Below are 17685 nucleotides of genomic sequence, written 5' to 3'. Positions count from 1 at the left end.
TTGTCGTCTGGGGTGAACCGGTGCCGATCGAAGTTGCGCCGCCAAAGTATGTCGTGATCGTCAACGCGGTGCAGCAGCGCATCGAAGACGGCACGTACCCGCCCGGCTCGATGCTGCCCAGCGAGACCGAACTGATCCGGGAGTTCCGCGCATCACGCCCGGTCGTGGTCAGGGCACTGGACATGCTGCGGCAAGACGGCTGGATCGAAAGCCGGCAAGGCAAGGGCCGTTTCGCCCTCGGGCCGCCTGGCGATACCAACCAACGGCAGCGCGAACGCCGGTACGCAGTGCTGGAAGAGGACGAACGGGCACGCTCCATCCTGCTGGCCGCCGGCGAGGTACCGGCTCCGCCCAGGGCGGCAGTTGCACTCGGGGTCGAGCCCGGAACGCCGGTCGTCGCGCGCCGTCGCGTCATCACCGTCGAGGGGCTCGGGCCGGTTGAACTCGGTACCGCGTTCCTGCCTGCCGACCTGGCTGACGGCACGGGGGTCGGCGGTAGCGACCCACTTCCGGAGGGTCTGCTCCGGCATGTCGCGTCACGCAAGCGGGTGCGCTTCGATCACGTCAGCGAGCGGATCTCGGCGCGCATCCCCGACGTCGAGGAAGCCCAACACTTGCAGATCAGCGAACATGAACCGGTGCTGACGGTGCTGCTGTCTGTCTGCGATCGCTCCGGCAAGCCCTTGCTTGCCGTGGATCTCCTACTGCCGGCTCGCCGCCACGATCTCGAAGACGTCTATCCGCTCGACTGACGCAGCTCGATTCATCACTTGACAAGTCGAGTTCGGGGCGCCTACCTTTGACGCAACTTAACAAGTCAACTGGTTGAGTTGGCTTCATAGCTCTGGAGGTCGTTCGTTGGTTCCGATGACGTTGAAGGTGCCGGTCCCGTCCGAGTACGTCTTCCCCGCCGGGGCGTTGTGCCTGGGGGTGTCGCCGCAGATTGATTTTGAGCGGCGGGGTGAGGCGGATAACCAGGCGCGGGACAAGGAGTCCGGGGAGCGGGTGTGGGTGGTGCGGGTGATGGACCTGGACCCGGAGGCCGGGAAGTTCGGCCGGTCAACCGAGGTGAAGGTGAAGGTGGTCGCGGCGCAGCAGCCGGTGGCGCCGCCGTCCACGGTGCCGGGTTATCCGCCGGCGGTGGAGTTCGAGGGCCTGACCCTGACTCCGTACGTGGATTCGCAGCGGTGCAAGCCGGGTCGTCCGTCGGGTGATTGCCGTTCTCGGATGGCGTATTCGCTGCGGGCTGCGGCGATCCGGCCGGCGTCGGCGGTGCCGGTGCCGGTGCCGGTGCCGGGTTCGGTGGCCGCCTGAGCGGTTCTTGTTTGGCGCGCGGGGCGGGTCGTTTCCCCGCCAAGAGTCCCGGCCCGTCCCGCGCTCACCTCATCCCTCGTCTTGTGAAGGAGGGCGTGATGCCCACCGTAGTTCACCCTGCCCTGATCGCTGCGGTGCCGCTGCTGGTCGGCGCGCTGCTGCTTGTGGCCCGGAGACGTCTTGACGACCTGCGGCACGCCTACCGGGAGGTGGAGGCGGTCGTCCGGTCGGCGCTGCGGCTGCCGCCGGCTTCCGGCCTGGTCTACGCGATCCGCTGCCCCCGCTGCTGCCGGTGGGTGAAGCCGCGTCGGTTCGACCTGCGGCGCATGTCGTGCCGGTCCTGCATCGCCACCCTCGGCCGTGGCCGTGGCCGTCGTGGTCAGGGGGGTGGCGTGTGCCTCTGATCAACATCATTCCGGGGGACAAGATCCCCGTGGCGCCGATGAATGTGCGCCTTCCGGCCTGGCGGGTTCCGGGCTGGCTGTTGGTGTTCTGGTGGCTGGCCCGGGGACTGCTTCGCCTCACCGTCCTGGCCGTCCGCTACTGGTGGCTCACCACTCCCACCGTGCTCGCGCTGTGGATCCGTGCGGAGTTCGGTGGCGTGGCCCTGGCCGCCGTCGTCACCACAATTGCGGCCGGCTGCCTGGGGTGGTGGCGGTGGCATCCCGTGTCGTGGTTGCGGTTCGGCTGGTACCCGCTCGTTGCCCGGGTTCGGGCGTTGGTGGTGTATCGGCCTCGGTGGGCGTCGGTGATGGCGACCTGCGGTCTGGCGACCGTGTTCGGTGGTGACCGGTACGTGCCCCGGCTGCTGCGGGTGCGGTGTGACCGGTGGGGCGATGAGCTGACCGTCCGGATGCTGCCGGGCCAGGTCCCCGACGACTGGGGCCAAACGGCGGAACGTCTCGCCTACGCCTTCCGCCTCCACACCGGCCAGGCCCGCTCCACCGACCGTCCCGATCGGGTGGTGGTCCGCTTCATGCGCCGAGACCCGCTCGCCGGCACCGTCGCACCTATGCCCGTCACTGAGGTGCCCGACCTCGACGGGTTACCCCTCGGCGTCCGCGAAGACGGGCGGCCGTATCGGCTGCGGCTGGCCGGCTCACACGTGCTCGTCGCCGGGGCGACCGGGGCGGGCAAGGGCTCGGTGCTCTGGTCGCTCGTCCGGTCCCTGGCCGGTGGGATCCGTTCCGGGCTGGTGGAGGTGTGGGCGTTCGACCCGAAGGGCGGGATGGAGTTGGCGGCGGGGGTGCCGTTCTTCGCCCGGTTTGCCTACGACGATCCCGACGGCATGGCCGGCGTTTTGGACGAGGCGGTGAAGCGGATGCGGCTGCGGGCGGCGCGGCTGCGCGGGGTGACCCGTCAGCATGTGCCGACCGTGGCCGAACCGCTGCTGGTCCTGGTCATCGATGAGCTGGCCGCGTTGACCGCCTACATCACCGACCGAAAGATCCGCGACCGGATCAAGGAATCCCTCGGCCTCCTGCTGTCCCAGGGCCGGGCGGTCGGCGTGCACGTCATCGCCGCACTCCAGGACCCGCGTAAGGACGTGCTGCCGTTCCGGGACCTGTTCCCGACCCGGATCGGGTTGCGGCTGACCGAGCCGGAGCAGGTGGACATGGTCCTCGGTGACGCCGCCCGCGACCGGGGCGCCTTGTGCGACCGGATCCCCGAAACGGCGGCGGGGGTGGGGTTCGTCGTCCTCGACGGCGTCCGCGAGCCCGTCCGGGTCCGCTTCGCCTACCTCACCGACGACGGCATCCGCCACCTCGGCCGCACCTACCGCCGCCTCGACCACACCACCGACGAGCAGGGGGTGACCCGGTGAAGACCAACCCGCAACGGATAGAGGGCGTGGTCTTGGTCCTCATCGTCCTCGTCGTCGGCGGACTCGCCGGAGCAGCCTCGTTCACCCACGTGCATGACTGGACCATGGCCAACTCCCCGGCCGGTACCGGGGGCTGGTTCGGCTGGGCCAACGCCGCCATCTCCGAACTGCTGCCCATGGCGGCGCTGCTGACCATCCGGCAACGCCGCCGCACCGGCGGACCCATCGGCTACCCCATGTTCCTCCTCGTCTGCGCCGTCGCGCTCTCCTTGGCCACGCAGCTCGCCGTGGCCAAGCCGGGACTGTCCGGCTGGCTACTGTCCGCCGTCCCGGCGTTGGCGTTCCTCGGCCTGTCCAAACTCGTCTTCTCCACCGCGCCGCTGCCTCTGGACACGCCGGCTGGCCAGCGGTGGGCTGACGTGCAAACCGGAAGCGATCCACTGTCGGTGCCAACCGACGACGACCAGGCGACGACCGTTGTCCCGGACGCCGACGACGACCAGCCTCGGCCGGTGATCCTGCGGCCCATCCCGCCAGCCGACCGCGAACGGCGTCCCGGCCTGGTGCCCGTCCCAGCGGCGGCGTTCACGCCCCGCAACGGCACCCCGACCGGCCCGGGAGCTGACCGGTGAACCAACTCGAACTCATCCCCACCACCACCCCGACCCTCGACGCTGTCGAGCGGCCTCGGCCGGGGTCCCGGGCCGACCGGATGCGCAAGCCGCTCGCCAAGGACGCGCTCAAGCAGCTCGCCGAACAACACGGCGTCTGCGTCCGCCCCCTCGCCCTGCGCCGCACCGACACCGCCACCGGCGTAACCGAAGTGGTCGAGGTGCCCTGCGGGGCCACCCTCGCTGTCAAGTGCAAGCCGTGTGCGGAGCGGGGCCGGCGGCTGCGAATCCAGCAGATCCGGGAAGGCTGGCACCTCGCCGACGAACCCGCCGTCCGCCCCGACAAGCCGGGTGAGGACGCGCTCGCCCTCGTGCGGGTGCGGGCACACCTGGAGTTCGAGCGGGAAGCGGTCCAGTACCAGCCGATGACCCCGGACGAGCGGGTCACGCACCTGGCCGAGATCGACGCCGCGATCGCGGAACTGGACGAGGCGTTGGGCGAAACGAGCCTGCGCGGGCACCTAACCCCGAAAGACCGCGACGAGCGGCCCCGGCGGAAACGGTCGACGCGGCGGCGGCAGGACTCACCGGACCTGCCTCGGCTGCCCGTCGACCCACGCACGGTCGGCCGGGCCTACTCCGGCAAGACCGGCAAGACCCATCGCCCGTCCATGCTCGTCACCCTCACGCTCGGCTCACACGGGCCGGTGCACTCCCACCTACGGCGCGGCCCCTACATCGCCCCCTGCGAGTGCGGCCAGCGGCACGGACCGCACGATGACGTGCTCGGCACCCCCGTCGACCCGACCACCTACGACTACCGGCGGGCCGCACTCGATGCGATCCACTTCGCCCGGGTGCTGGACCGGTGGTGGCAAAACGTACGCCGGGCCGCCGGCTGGAACGTCCAATACGCCGGAGCCGTCGAGCTGCAACGGCGACTCGCCCCGCATGCGCACTTCGCGATCCGCGGCACCCTCCCGCGCCGGCTGCTCAAGCAGATCGCCGCCGCCACCTACCACCAGGTGTGGTGGCCGCCGTTCAACGAGCCTGTGTACTCGGTGGACAAGCCGCCGGTCTGGGACGTCGACCGACAGGCATACGTCGACCCGAGAACGCGGAAGCCGCTGCCGACGTGGGGTGAAGCCCTCGACGCCCTGGAGGAACCCGACAGCCGACCCGCCTACGTCGCCCGCCTCGGCCGCATCGACGCACGCGGCATCGAGCAAGGCACCAAGGATGCGGAACGGTCCATCCGCTATGTGACGAAGTACGTCACCAAGGACCTGACCGACCAAGCCAAGCCCCGCTCTGACGCGCAGAAGGCGCACTTCGATCGGCTGCACGCGGAGCTTGCGGTGCTGCCGTGCTCGCCGACCTGCGCCAACTGGCTGCTCTACGGAGTTCAGCCGGACGGCGTCAAGGCGGGCTTGACGCCTGGCCGGTGTACCGGGAAGGTCCACCAAAGCGCCACCCTCGGCTTCACCGGCCGGCGTGTCCTCGTCTCCCGACAGTGGTCCGGGAAGACCCTCGCCGACCACCGGGCGGACAACCGGGCCTGGGTCCGCGCCATCCTGGCCGGCGGCATGGCCGACACCGAGGACCACGACCAGGCGGCGGCCGACGAGGCAGACGGACCGAGGCGGTACCACTTCGAACTCGCCCGACCCGAGGACCCCGACGTGCCGCCACTGGAACACCGCCTCCTCCGCGCCATCTCCGCCCGCATCCGATGGCGCACCGACCTCGACACCGCACGGCAACGAACAGCCGCCGCCGTTTCGGCAACCGACCAACCCGCCGCCATCGCGGCCTGAACCCCTGGGAGGAAACTTGTCCATCGTCGTGCCGTTCGCGCCCCGGCAGGCCGGGCCTCGAGCTGGCGAAGTCACCCCCGGTGACCATTCACCCCGACCGGTCCGGGCCGTCTACACGGTCAGGGAAGTGGCCGTGATGTTGTCCCTGTCGGTCAGCTCGGCCTACACCTTGGTCCGGTCCGGGAACATTCCCGCTGAACGCCTGGGGCGGCGCTGGGTGGTCCCGCGTAGCCGTTTCCACGCCTGGCTCGACGGTTCCTCGGGCGACGTCGCTGCCACCGGCACTGACGCGCCGCGTGGAGGCTGGTGACCGTGGGCTTCGTCATCAAGACCCCGGCGGGAACGTACCGGGCGAACTGGCGGGACTCGGCGGACCGGCAGAAGGCGAAGACCTTCCGTACGAAGAAGGAGGCGAACGCCTACCTCGCTGAGGTCGAAGGTGCCCTGAACAAGGGCACGTACGTCGACCCGCACGCAGGCAGGATGCGATTCGGTGAGTTCGTGACGCGGTGGCTGGCCGGGCGGTCGGTGGAGGCTCGGACGGCCGAGCGGACGGAATCGATGCTGCGGGCGCATCTGCTGCCGCAGTGGGCTGACTGGCCGTTGGGTCGGATCGACTATCTGGCGGTGCAGGAGTGGGTGACCACCCTTGGCCGGACCCTGGCGCCCTCGACGACGGCGAAGCACCTCGGGCTGCTGTCGATGATCATGCAGACGGCGATCCGGGCGCGGCTGATCGCGGTGAACCCGTGCGACGGGGTCCGGGTGCCGCGCAACCGGGCGCGTGAGGCTCGGCCGGGCACGGTCAGCCGGGAGGCGTTCCTCGGCCGGCTGCTGCCCGCCGTCCCGACCGAGCACCGGGGGATCGTGTGCGCCGCCGCCGGGGCGGGGCTGCGCTGGGGTGAGTGCGCGGGCCTGCCGTGGGAGGCGGTCGACCTCGACCGAGGTCTCCTCCACGTCGCCCAGGTGGCGGTCGAGACCCACGGTGGGACCATGCTGCGGGCGTACCCGAAGAGTCGGGCCGGCGTGCGGGCGGTGCCGATGCCGCCGTTCCTCGTCGACGAGCTGCGCCGCCGACGCGAAAACGGCGCATCGCCGGACGGCCGGGCGCTGGTCTTCGCCGACCGGGACGGCGGGCCGCAGCGACGGTCGAACTTCCGGCGGCGGGTCTGGCTGCCGTCGCTGGTGCGTGCCGGGCTGCTCGGCCGGGTCGCCGAGGTGGCACCGGGCCGGTGGCTGGCGGTGTGGCCGGATCGGGACGGCCGGGAGCATCGGGCGGAGTTCACAACGGAGGCGGCGGCGGTGGCGCACACGGCGGCCTCGGCGTTCGGCGGCCTGCGGTTCCACGACCTGCGGCACTCGTACATCACGTGGCTGGTGACCGGCGGGGTGCCGGTCAACGTGGTGCGGCGCGTGGTGGGGCACGAAAAGGCGTCGACGACGCTGGACCGGTACACGCACACGCCCGAGGACTATGCCGACCGGGTTCGGCTGACGTTCGCTGACGATTCGCTGACTTTCCGCCCGTCGCCCCGCCCGGTCGACCTGGGAGACGCGGCGTCATCTGGGCCGGAAGGGGAGCGGGAAAGGGACGACCCCCGTCGGGGGGAGACGGGGGTCGTCAGCGGTTCGGCTCCGGGGGGGTCGAGCCGAACCCACTCAGCGGTCACGGGGGGGTGCAACCGCCGAGGGTCTGCCGGTTGTCGTAGACATGAACGCTCGTCGTGCCGACAGTCTGCCTGAGCGAACCTGGCTACGTCGAGTGGTGTAGCCTCCACTCCCTGCGAATTTGTGTTCGCAGAGTGTGACCGTGGTCACGCACTGCAAGCCTGATGTTGACTGATCCGCAGGTCCTAGGGGTCGGTAGCCCCCGGGCACCCGCAGACCATAGACCATCGGGCTAGACTTTCGCGCCGTGGGCCGAAGCGCCGCTTTCTTCGATCTGGACAAGACCGTCATCGCCAAGTCGAGCGCCCTGGCGTTCGGTCGGCCGTTCTACCGGGACGGCCTGATCACTCGGCGTGACGTCGTCAAGTCGGCGTACGCACAGCTGATGTTCCGGCTGGGCGGCACCGACGAGCAGACCATGACCCGGACTCGGGATTATCTCGCCACCCTGTGCAAGGGCTGGCCGGTGGAGCAGGTCCGCCAGATCGTCGCGGAGACGCTCCACGAGCTGATCAACCCCTACGTGTACGCGGAAGCCGCCGCCCTGATCGAGGAGCATCAGGCGGCTGGGCGGGACGTGGTCCTGGTCTCCGCATCCGGCGAGGAGATGGTCCGGCCGATCGGCGCGCTGTTGGGGGTGACCGACGTTATCGCCACGCGGATGGGCGTGGTCGACGGCCGATACAGCGGGGAGATCGAGTTCTACGCGGCCGGCCCGAGCAAGGTCGACGCGGTAGGCGAGTTGGCGCTCAAGCGGGGGTACGACCTCAGCAGCTCGTACGCGTACTCCGACTCGTACACCGACCGGCCCCTGCTCGAGTGCGTCGGCCACCCGTCCGCGGTCAACCCGGACCGCCAGCTGCGCAAGCTCGCGCTGGAGAATTCGTGGCCGGTGCTGGAGTTCCGGCACCCGGTCCCGCTGGGCCGGCGGCTACGCGAACGTCCCGCCGTCCCGGTCGCGGCGGCGGCGCTCGGCGTGGGGGTGGGCGTCGCGATCGGCATCGCCTGGTACGGACGCCACCGCCGGACCCGCACCGCTCCCGCTGCCTGATCGGGGCGCCATCCTCCGCCGGAGGCCCGAGGATCAGCTCCAGCCGCCCGCTCTGACCAGCAGCGACGCCGGGTCGCGGGATCGCCGGACCAGCACCGGGCCGTGACGTCACCGTCGTCAGATTCGAAGTGGTGCGCCCACACGGACCATTCGGCGCACCACGTGCCGGTCGGCGAGCTGTTCCGGGCCGCGTGGCTGCGCAGCTTGGGGCGGCGCGGCTGACTGCGGATCGGCTTTCGGCGGAAACGTCCTCCCCAGCCGTCCGACGCACGCCGGAACCCCCGTGTGCGCCGCTTCCCGAGCAGGGTCCGACCCCCACTTGAGCGATCGCTCAATCTTGCCTACTCTGTGGTTGAGCGATCGCTCAAAGCTGGGGAGGGGTCCATGCCCGAAGAGCACGAGCAGGAGCCGGCGCCACGCCGGACGTGGGCGGGCCTGCTGCTCTGGCTCGACGCGGTGGCGATGCCGGCCTTGCATCCCCTCGTCCTGCTCGGGCCACATTGGCTGGTGGGCGAGGGCGTCGGGCTCGCCACCGTCGCCCTGCCGGCGCAACTGCTGGGACGGTACGGCGCCGACGGGACGAGGCTGCGGGTACGGGTCCTGCTCCAGATCGGTGTGTTTGGTGCCCTGTTGCTGTGGTTCGTGCCCACCCTCGCGTTCGACCTGGGTGACGGCTCCTGGGCAGGGATCACCGATTCGTCCCGCAGCCGGCTGCTGCTGCTCGCCCAACTGGCCCTGCTGGTGGCGACGCCCGCGCTGGCCGCGGTACACGAGTTCGCCGTGCGCGGCGGGGGCACGCCGTACCCGTGGGATCCACCCACCCGGCTGGTCACCACCGGGCCGTACGCCTACCTCGCGAACCCGATGCAGGTGGCGGGCGTGGCCCTCCTGGTACTCACCGGTGCGGCCGGGCACAGCCTGGCCCTACTCGCCGCTGCCGTCACTGCTGTCGCCTTCAGTGCCGCCGTCGCCCGCCCACACGAGGTGCACGCCCTGGCCGGCCGGCACGGGCACGAGTGGCGGGCCTGGCGGCGATCGGTACGCGACTGGTGGCCACGCTGGCGGCCGTACGTCTCGGGAGAGCCGGCGGTGCTGCGGCTGGACGCCGGGTGCGGGCCGTGCGCGACGATCTGGCGGTTCCTGGCGCGGCGGCACCCGGTGCACCTGACGATCCTGGTCGCCGACCAGCAGCACCGGGCCGAGTACGTGGGCGGCGGCGGTCACACGAACGGGGGGTGGCCGCCGTCGCCCGCGCTCTCGAACACCTGCACCTGGGCTGGGCCTGGGTTGGTTGGACCCTGCGGCTGCCCGGGGTGACGTGGTTCGCGCAGTTGGTCGGCGATGCGATGATCGCACCGCCACACCGGCCGGGAGGGAAGCGATGTCCGACACCAAGCGCCGACTACTCGACGGCACTCTGGCCGCGATCCGGCAGCACGGCATCGCGGGAGTCTCGGCCCGCACCATCGCCGCCGCCGCCGGGGTGAACCAGGCCCTGGTTTTCTACCACTTCGGGACGGTCGACGAACTGCTGGCGGCGGCCTGCCGCACGGCCACCGCCGCACGGGTCGACGAGTGGTCACCGCGGCTGGGTGAGGTGCGGTCGCTGCGGGAACTGCTGGACCTCGGTCGCGCCTTACACGAGGAGGAGCGCGTACTAGGCAATGTGTCGGTCCTGGCGCAGATGCTCGCCGGCGCGCAGAGCGACGAGCGGCTCGCCGCCCCCACCGGGGAGGCGCTCCAGCTGTGGGTCGACGAGATCGATTCGGTGCTGCGCCGGCTGCTGGCGGGGTCACCCTTCGCTGAGGTGGCCGACGTTTCTGGTCTCGCCCGAGCGGTGTCAGCCGCCTTCATCGGCCTCGAGCTGTACGAAGGAGTCGACCGGCCCGCCGCCGAACGGGCTATGGCGGCCCTGGACCAGCTCGCCGTGCTGATCGAGATCGTCGACGACCTCGGGCCGATCGCCCGCCGCGCCCTCCAAAGCAAGATCACCAGGGCGCCGCGCCGGTAGGCCGGTGTCAGCGGCCCCCTGTCGACGGGTCGAGGACCGGCGGGCGGCGGGCGGCGGGCGGCGGGCGGCGGGCGGCGGGCGGCGGGCGGCGGGCGGCGGGCGGCGGGCGGCGGGCGGCGGACAACCCTGGCCGGGCGGAACGCCTCCTGGCCCTTGCCTATGACGGCCTGCGCGCCTGACGCCACCTCCACCCACGGAAGCCGGGGCGTCAGCCTCGGGTCATCGTGTTCCGGGGTTACTCCTGGTCACGCCGCCAACACCTCGTCGCCGACCACGGCGAGCTCATCCGCCCCGACCTCGACGGCGGCCATGCAGTGCCGCAGCCAGGAACGCAGCCCGTCCGGCGTGCCGGTGGCGAAGGCACCGGCGGAGCCGACGTACTCCGGCTCCCGCTCGCGGTGGCCCACATCGACGGCGAGCAGCCCGCGCGGATCGAACCCGCTGGACATCAGCACCAGCCGGGCTGCGCCCCGGGCGACCAAGCCGGACGGGCCGGCGAAGGGCCGCAGGTTCAGCAGCTCGCCGTGGACCACGGCGGCCAGCACCAGCGGCGGCACCTTCGTGCCGCCGGCGACGAGGGCCGCCAGCCCGGCCATCCGTGCGGCCACCAACCCGTCGTTCACGGGCCGCCCCAGGTCCGCCTCGGCGACCACGTCCCGCGCGGCGAGAACATGCAGCTTCGCGAGGGCTTGGCGGGGCGCCTTCGGCCACAGGTCGGTCAGCCCGGGCAGCGCCCCGGCCACCCGCAGCGCGCCCTGGAGCACCGGATCGGTGACGGTCCCGGCACGGACCTCCTCGCGCTCGTGGGCGGCCCCCTCCAAAGCGGCGCTGGCCACGGCGGACCGGAGGCTGACCTCGGCCGCCACCTGGCCGCCGTGCCGCCGCAGCGCGCGATGCCGCAACGCCTGGTCGAAGCGCTCGCGGGCCCGCTCCACAGCGGGGGTGATGTCGGCGAGCGTGAGGAGCGGGGCGAGGGGGTCGTCGGTCACCCCGTCACGCTATCGACCGTCGGGCCCGCCCGCCGTCGAGCCGCGGGGAACGCGACCGCCGCCACTCGGTGAACCACCACCCGTGTTCTCGAGGGGACCCTCCGCAACGCATGCCTGACGAGGGCTCTCCTTCCACCCGGCCGCCCGGCGCGTGGTGGCGGCCGCTCGGCGCGGAGGAACGCCCTCGGTGGTCGCCTCGGCCCGGCGCGCCGACTAACCTCGTGCCGGAGGATGATGCAGGTCACCCCGAGCGACGAGGGAGTACGGCATGAGCGAGGCATTGGCCAACCTGTTGAACGAGACCCGCCAGTTCCCGCCGCCGGCACAACTCGCCGCGAACGCCAACGTGACCGCGGAGGCGTACGGCACGGCGGACGCCGACCGGCTGGCCTTCTGGGCGCGGCAGGCGGACCGGCTGACCTGGGCCAAGCGCTGGGACCAGGTGCTCGACTGGTCGAAGCCGCCGTTCGCCCGGTGGTTCGTCGGCGGTCAGCTCAACGTGGCGTACAACTGCCTCGACCGCCACGTCGAGGCCGGCCGAGGTGACCAGGTCGCCATCCACTGGGAGGGTGAGCCGGGCGACACCCGCGCCATCACCTACGCGGAGTTGCACAAGCTCACCTGCCAGGCGGCGAACGCGCTGACCGACCTGGGTGTGACCGCCGGCGACCGGGTGGCCATCTACCTGCCGATGATCCCGGAGGCCGCGGTCGCGATGCTGGCCTGCGCCCGGATCGGCGCCACGCACAGCGTGGTCTTCGGGGGTTTCTCCGCCGACGCGCTGACCAACCGGATCCAGGACGCCACCGCGAAGGTGGTGATCACCGCGGACGGCGGCTATCGGCGGGGCAAGCCGTCCGCCCTCAAGCCGACCGTGGACCAGGCGGTGGCGAACTGTCCCTCGGTGGAGCACGTGCTGGTGGTTCGTCGCACCGGCGAGGAGGTCGCCTGGTCGGCGCGGGACCACTGGTGGCACGAGACCGTGGAGCGGGCGTCGACCGAGCACGTGGCGGCGGCGTTCGACGCCGAGCACCCGCTGTTCATCCTCTACACCAGCGGCACCACGGCCCGTCCGAAGGGCATCCTGCACACCACCGGCGGCTACCTGACCCAGGCGTCGTACACGGCACACGCGGTGTTCGACCTGAAGCCGGACACCGACGTCTACTGGTGCACCGCCGACATCGGCTGGGTGACCGGCCACTCGTACATCGTGTACGGCCCGCTCTCCAACGGCGTGACCCAGGTGATGTACGAGGGCACCCCGGACACCCCGCACAAGGGCCGGTTCTGGGAGATCGTCGACAAGTACCGGGTCACCATCCTCTACACCGCTCCCACGCTGATCCGCACCATGATGAAGTGGGGTGAGGACATCCCCGCCGGCTTCGAGCTGTCGTCACTGCGGCTGCTGGGCAGCGTCGGCGAGCCGATCAACCCCGAGGCATGGATGTGGTACAGGCAGCACGTCGGCCGGGGTGAGCTGCCCATCGTGGACACCTGGTGGCAAACCGAGACCGGTGCCGTCATGATCTCCCCGCTGCCCGGTGTGACCGAGGCGAAACCCGGATCGGCGATGACGCCGTTGCCGGGAGTCAGCGCCGACGTGGTGGACGACCAGGGTCAGCCGGTGCCCAACGGCGGCGGTGGCTACCTGGTGCTCACCGAGCCGTGGCCGTCGATGCTGCGCACGATCTGGGGCGACGACAACCGCTTCATCGAGACCTACTGGTCGCGCTTCGGGGCGGGTGCCAGCACCGGGGACGACTGGGTCTACTTCGCCGGTGACGGCGCCAAGAAGGACGACGACGGGCACGTCTGGCTGCTCGGCCGCGTCGACGACGTGATGCTGGTCTCCGGGCACAACATCTCCACCACCGAGGTGGAGTCGGCGTTGGTGTCGCACCCGTCGGTGGCTGAGGCGGCGGTGGTCGGCGCGACCGATCCCACCACCGGGCAGGCGATCGTCGCGTTCGCCATTCCGCGTGGCAACACCGAGACGACGGGTGAGGCGGGTGAACAGCTCATCTCCGACCTACGCGACCACGTCGCGCGTACGCTCGGTCCGATCGCCAAGCCGCGACAGATCATGCTGGTTCCCGAGTTGCCGAAGACTCGCTCGGGAAAGATCATGCGCCGGTTGCTGCGGGACGTGGCGGAACACCGGTCCCTCGGCGACGTCACCACGCTCCAGGACTCGTCCGTGATGGATCTGATCGCTGCTGGCATCAGTGGTGGGAAGTCCGACGAGGACTGACGGTCACCTTCCGACGTGACCATCCGGAGTACGCGGCCGACATGTGCGTCACGCTGCTGGAGGTCGGATATCAGGGCTCCCAGGTGAGTCCTCCGGCTCCGCGTCGTCCCGAGCGTCCCGCCTCACCGGCCGGACGCTCGGGACGGCGGCAATCGTCGCGGTGCTGGGATTTCTCGCGATCCACGGCGCTATATCTACCTGTTTGAAGTACCTTTCCCGAACGGCCAACGCGAGATCGTGAAGGCGGCACAGCAGAGGTCACGTGAGTCGGCGGCCGGACGGCGGCGCGACCTGACCACGCCGCCGCCGACGGGGCCCTGACCGATGACGAGATCGTGACGGTGGGCTTGTGGGCGGCGGGCGAACGTCGTCACCCACTCGCCGCCGCGCAGGTCAGCGCCGTCAAGGAGATGGGCCGGGTTGTGACAGGGCCAGCATCGCCAACAAACTTCTTGCGACAAATCGATGTGAGCGTCTTCCCACCTGTCACGTGACTGTCTAAGTTCACCAGTGGTCCCATCCGCGGAAATCGATCTTCGCCGGCCCTTGCCCCGTAGGGCTGATTTCCCCAACACCCGGAGGTTCCACGTGCGCAAAGTCGCAGTGGGTCTGCTCGGACTCTCGCTGGCGGCGACAGGAGTGGCGGGCGCCTCGTCCGCCACTGCCGCGCCGCAGCCGAAGTTGCCGACGACCGCACCGTCGGTGGCCGAGCCTGCTCATCTCGACCATGACCTACCCAATCCGCTCGAGGAGAAGCGCCGCGCCCTGCGCCAGGAGGGCCTGAGCGACGTACTCTCGGGCCGGGTGAAGGCGCAGCAGATCAACGGCAGCACCGTCGTCAAGGTCGGCGAGACGGCCGGCGGCGCACCGGGCACCAAGAACCGCGCGGCTCGCGACCGTCACGGCAAGAAGGACCAGTACGTCGAACTCGCCCGGGAGAAGACCGACCGGATCTTCGTGATCCTGGCCGAGTTCGGCAACGAGCGGCACCCGTCCTACCCGGACCAGGACACCGCCCCCGGCTGGCCGGGGCCGGCGCGCTTCGACGGGCCGCTGCGCAACGAAATCCCCGAGCCCCGCCGTGCGGAGGACAACTCCACCGTGTGGCAGCCGGACTACAGCTCCGACTACTACCGGACGCTGTACTTCGGCACCGAGCCGGGTGACGAATCGCTGAGGCAGTACTACGAAGCACAGTCCTCGGGTCGCTACAGCGTCGACGGCACCGTCACCGACTGGGTGAAGGTGAAGTACAACGAGGCTCGCTACGGCCGGTCGCAGGACGACCCGACCGACGCCAACGGCGACGACCCGGCGGTGTGCGGCAGCAACGTCTGCACCAACGTCTGGGCCCTGGTGCGCGACGCCGCCAACCAGTGGGTCACCAACCAGCGGGCCGCCGGCCGCACCGACGCCCAGATCGCCGCGGACGTCAAAGCGATGGACCAGTGGGACCGGTACGACCACGACAGCGACGGCGACTTCAACGAGCCGGACGGCTACATCGACCACTTCCAGATCGTCCACTCCGGCGGCGACATGGCCGATGGTGACCCGCATCAGGGTGAGGACGCCATCTGGAGCCACCGCTGGTACGCGTTCGCCTCCGACCAGGGTCGGACCGGACCGGCCAACTTCCCGGCTGGCGGCACCCAGATCGGCGACACCGGCGTGTGGATCGGCGACTACACGATCCAGCCGGAGAACGGCGGCCGCAGCGTCTTCTACCACGAGTACGGCCACGACTTGGGCCTGCCGGACGACTACAACATCCTCAGCGGCGGGGACAACAACAACGAACACTGGACCCTGATGGCGCAGAGCCGCCTCGGCGGCAAGAACGACGGCGGCATCGGCGAGCGCGGCGGCGACCTCGGCGCCTGGAACAAGCTCCAGCTCGGCTGGCTCGACTACGAGGTGGTCGTCGCCGGACAGAAGCGCACCATGACCCTCGGCCCACAGGAGTACAACTCCGACAAGCCGCAGGCCGCCGTGGTGGTGCTTCCGCAGCGGGAGTACACCTTCGACAACGGCAAGCCGTTCGAGGGCACCAAGCAGTTCTTCTCGGGCAACGAGGACGACCTCAACAACGCGCTCACCCGGACCCTGGACCTCACCGGGAAGTCGTCGGCGTCGCTGTCGATGAAGGGCCGCTACAACATCGAGGCCGACTACGACTACCTGTTCTTCGAGATCTCGCTGGACGGCGGCCAGACCTGGACGCCGCTTCCCGGCACCGCCGGCGGCAAGCCGCTCAAGGAGATCTCTCCCGGACGTTTCGCCCTGGACGGCAGCAGCGACGGCGAGTGGGTCGACATCACCATCCCCATGGACCACGCCGCGGGCAAGCTCGTGCAGTTCCGGCTGCGCTACCAGACGGACGGCGGTGTCTCCGACGGCGGCTTCTACGGTGACGCGATCACCGTGACCGCCGACGGCCAGACCGTGCTCAGCGACGGCGCCGAGAACGGCGCCGGCGACTGGTCGCTGGGCGGCTGGACTCTCGCCGAGGAGACCTACACCAGGCTCTTCGACAACTACTACATCGCCGGTCACCGGTCATACGTCTCGTACGACAAGTACCTCAAGACCGGCCCGTACTACTTCGGCTACAGCGACACCCGACCGGACTACGTGGACCACTACGCGTACCAGGAGGGCCTGCTGATCTCCTACTGGAACACCCGCTGGGCGGACAACGACACGTTCGCCCACCCCGGCGAGGGCCGCAACCTGATCATCGACTCGCGACCCCAGCCGATCTACAACCTGACTGGCCAGGCCTGGCGCGCCCGGGTCCAGGTCTACGACGCGCCGTTCAGTCTCCACAAGGCCGACTCGTTCACGCTGCACATCAACAGCCAGCCGCAGTACATCCGTGGCCAGGCCGCGCAGCCGCTGTTCGACGACACCAAGAAGTACTGGTACGCGGAGCTGCCGAACCACGGCGTCAAGCTCCCCGCGACCGGCACGAAGATCAAGGTTCTCAAGCAGAAGGGCACCTCGGTCAAGGTCCGCTTCTCCTGAGCTGAGTCGTCGACACGATGCCCGGGCAGGTGACCTGCCCGGGCATCGCCCCGTTCGGTGGAGGTCCGGACGCCCCCGCCACCCTCTTGAAGATCAGCTCGGTCGGCTGAGCGAGCGATCCTGGCCACCCCGGCGGGTCGGCCGGCCCGCCGAAGGCGGACCGGGCCCTAGGCTGTGCCCATGACCGAGCAGCCCGGCGAGCCAGTCGACGAGTCCTGCGTCCTCACCGAGGGGCCGTGGACGCACCGGTTCGTCGGGGCCAACGGCAGCCGGTTCCACGTGGTGGAGGCCGGAACCGGCCCGATGGTGCTGTTCCTGCACGGTTTCCCGGAGCACTGGTGGGCCTGGCACGAGATGCTGCCGGCGGTCGCCGACGCCGGTTTCCGGGCCGTCGCGGTCGACCTGCGTGGCTATGGGGCGAGCGACAAGCCGCCCCGCGGGTACGACGGATACACGCTGGCCGCCGACATCGCCGGGCTGATCCGGGCGCTGGGTGAGCGGTCGGCGACCGTGGTGGGTACCGGCGCCGGCGGGCTGATCGCCTGGACGGTGGCGTCGTTTCATCCGTCGCTGGCCCGACGGCTGGTGGTGCTCGGGGCGCCGCACCCGCTACGACTCCGGGCCGCCATCTTCGCCGATCCGCGCGGCCAGTTCGCGGCCTCCACGCCAGCGTTGAGGTTCCAGCTTCCCCGCTACGAGCACGTACTGACCCGCGACGACGCGGCGGCGGTGGAGGAAACGCTGCGCCGCTGGGGCGGCCCGCGGTGGGTGAACGGCCCGACCTTTCCCGCGTACGCCGCCCGCTGCCGGGAAGCGATGCGGATTCCGCAGGCAGCGTTCTGCGCCCTGGAGGGCTACCGGTGGGCGTTCCGGTCAGTGTTGCGGCTGCACGGGTACCGGTTCGTGCGGCTCATGCAGAAGCCCCTGGTCACGCCGACCCTCCAACTGCACGGCGCGCTCGACCACTCGTCCCTGCCACGTACCGCCCAAGGCTCCGGGCGGTACGTGGTGGCCCCGTACGAGTGGCGGCTGCTCGACCATGTCGGGCACTTCCCGCACGTCGAGGCCCGGGACGTGGTGCTCGGCGAGATCCTGCGCTGGGCGAAGTCGTAGGC

14 protein-coding genes and 1 pseudogene are annotated in these 17685 nt (G+C 70.6%); 14 read left to right on the top strand and 1 reads right to left on the bottom strand.

The window, feature by feature from the left end:
- The first annotated feature begins 20 nt into the window (after positions 1–20).
- The 11 genes and pseudogenes from QTQ03_RS21950 to QTQ03_RS21900 all read left to right on the top strand — a co-directional run bounded on the left by QTQ03_RS21950 (position 21) and on the right by QTQ03_RS21900 (position 10297).
- On the top strand, positions 21–752 hold the full coding sequence (locus tag QTQ03_RS21950) for a GntR family transcriptional regulator (RefSeq protein WP_289279675.1): 732 nt from the start codon (positions 21–23) through the stop codon (positions 750–752).
- Between the two features lie 115 nt (positions 753–867).
- The gene (locus QTQ03_RS21945) at positions 868–1314 is read left to right on the top strand and encodes a hypothetical protein (protein ID WP_289279674.1); all 447 of its coding nucleotides are present in this window, start codon (positions 868–870) and stop codon (positions 1312–1314) included.
- 98 nt (positions 1315–1412) lie between these two features.
- Entirely contained in the window at positions 1413–1718 is a 306-nt protein-coding gene (locus QTQ03_RS21940) for a hypothetical protein (protein WP_289279673.1), read from the top strand.
- Positions 1709–3139, top strand: a complete 1431-nt coding sequence (locus QTQ03_RS21935; RefSeq protein ID WP_289279672.1) for an FtsK/SpoIIIE domain-containing protein — start codon at positions 1709–1711, stop codon at positions 3137–3139. The genes QTQ03_RS21940 and QTQ03_RS21935 overlap by 10 nt, the downstream gene beginning before the upstream one ends.
- Entirely contained in the window at positions 3136–3771 is a 636-nt protein-coding gene (locus tag QTQ03_RS21930; RefSeq protein ID WP_289279671.1) for a DUF2637 domain-containing protein, read from the top strand. The genes QTQ03_RS21935 and QTQ03_RS21930 overlap by 4 nt, the downstream gene beginning before the upstream one ends.
- Positions 3768–5567, top strand: coding sequence for a replication initiator (locus QTQ03_RS21925; protein ID WP_289279670.1), 1800 nt, complete (start codon positions 3768–3770; stop codon positions 5565–5567). The genes QTQ03_RS21930 and QTQ03_RS21925 overlap by 4 nt, the downstream gene beginning before the upstream one ends.
- 28 nt (positions 5568–5595) lie before the next feature.
- A complete protein-coding gene (locus QTQ03_RS21920) occupies positions 5596–5877 on the top strand; it encodes a helix-turn-helix domain-containing protein (RefSeq protein ID WP_289280941.1) in 282 nt (93 codons plus the stop codon).
- Positions 5874–7310 (top strand): site-specific integrase, encoded by a 1437-nt coding sequence (locus QTQ03_RS21915; RefSeq protein ID WP_289279669.1) that lies wholly within the window; start codon positions 5874–5876, stop codon positions 7308–7310. Before QTQ03_RS21920 ends, QTQ03_RS21915 begins: the two co-directional genes overlap by 4 nt.
- 172 nt (positions 7311–7482) lie before the next feature.
- On the top strand, positions 7483–8286 hold the full coding sequence (locus tag QTQ03_RS21910) for an HAD family hydrolase (protein ID WP_289279668.1): 804 nt from the start codon (positions 7483–7485) through the stop codon (positions 8284–8286).
- Positions 8287–8718: 432 nt separating this feature from the next.
- Positions 8719–9773: pseudogene (locus QTQ03_RS21905) on the top strand (isoprenylcysteine carboxylmethyltransferase family protein); the annotation flags it as partial.
- A complete protein-coding gene (locus QTQ03_RS21900) occupies positions 9668–10297 on the top strand; it encodes a TetR/AcrR family transcriptional regulator (protein ID WP_289279667.1) in 630 nt (209 codons plus the stop codon). The pseudogene QTQ03_RS21905 and the gene QTQ03_RS21900, both read left to right, overlap by 106 nt.
- A gap of 245 nt (positions 10298–10542) precedes the next feature.
- On the opposite strand, the gene QTQ03_RS21895 is transcribed toward QTQ03_RS21900, so the two are convergent.
- On the bottom strand, positions 10543–11286 hold the full coding sequence (locus QTQ03_RS21895) for a Fic family protein (protein WP_289279666.1): 744 nt from the start codon (positions 11284–11286) through the stop codon (positions 10543–10545).
- 268 nt (positions 11287–11554) lie between these two features.
- Here QTQ03_RS21895 and acs point away from each other — a divergent pair, with 268 nt between their 5' ends.
- The 3 genes from acs (at position 11555) to QTQ03_RS21880 (ending at position 17683) form a co-directional block, all read left to right on the top strand.
- Positions 11555–13543, top strand: coding sequence for an acetate--CoA ligase (gene acs / locus QTQ03_RS21890; protein ID WP_289279665.1), 1989 nt, complete (start codon positions 11555–11557; stop codon positions 13541–13543).
- 603 nt (positions 13544–14146) lie between these two features.
- Positions 14147–16570, top strand: a complete 2424-nt coding sequence (locus QTQ03_RS21885; RefSeq protein WP_289280940.1) for an immune inhibitor A domain-containing protein — start codon at positions 14147–14149, stop codon at positions 16568–16570.
- 180 nt (positions 16571–16750) lie between these two features.
- On the top strand, positions 16751–17683 hold the full coding sequence (locus QTQ03_RS21880) for an alpha/beta fold hydrolase (protein WP_289279664.1): 933 nt from the start codon (positions 16751–16753) through the stop codon (positions 17681–17683).
- Positions 17684–17685 lie beyond the last annotated feature (2 nt).

It is taken from the genome of Micromonospora sp. WMMA1363 (assembly GCF_030345795.1).
Taxonomy (GTDB): Bacteria; Actinomycetota; Actinomycetes; order Mycobacteriales; family Micromonosporaceae; genus Micromonospora.
Note: the sequence above shows the minus strand (reverse complement) of the source record. Positions and strands in the feature narration are given on the sequence as shown.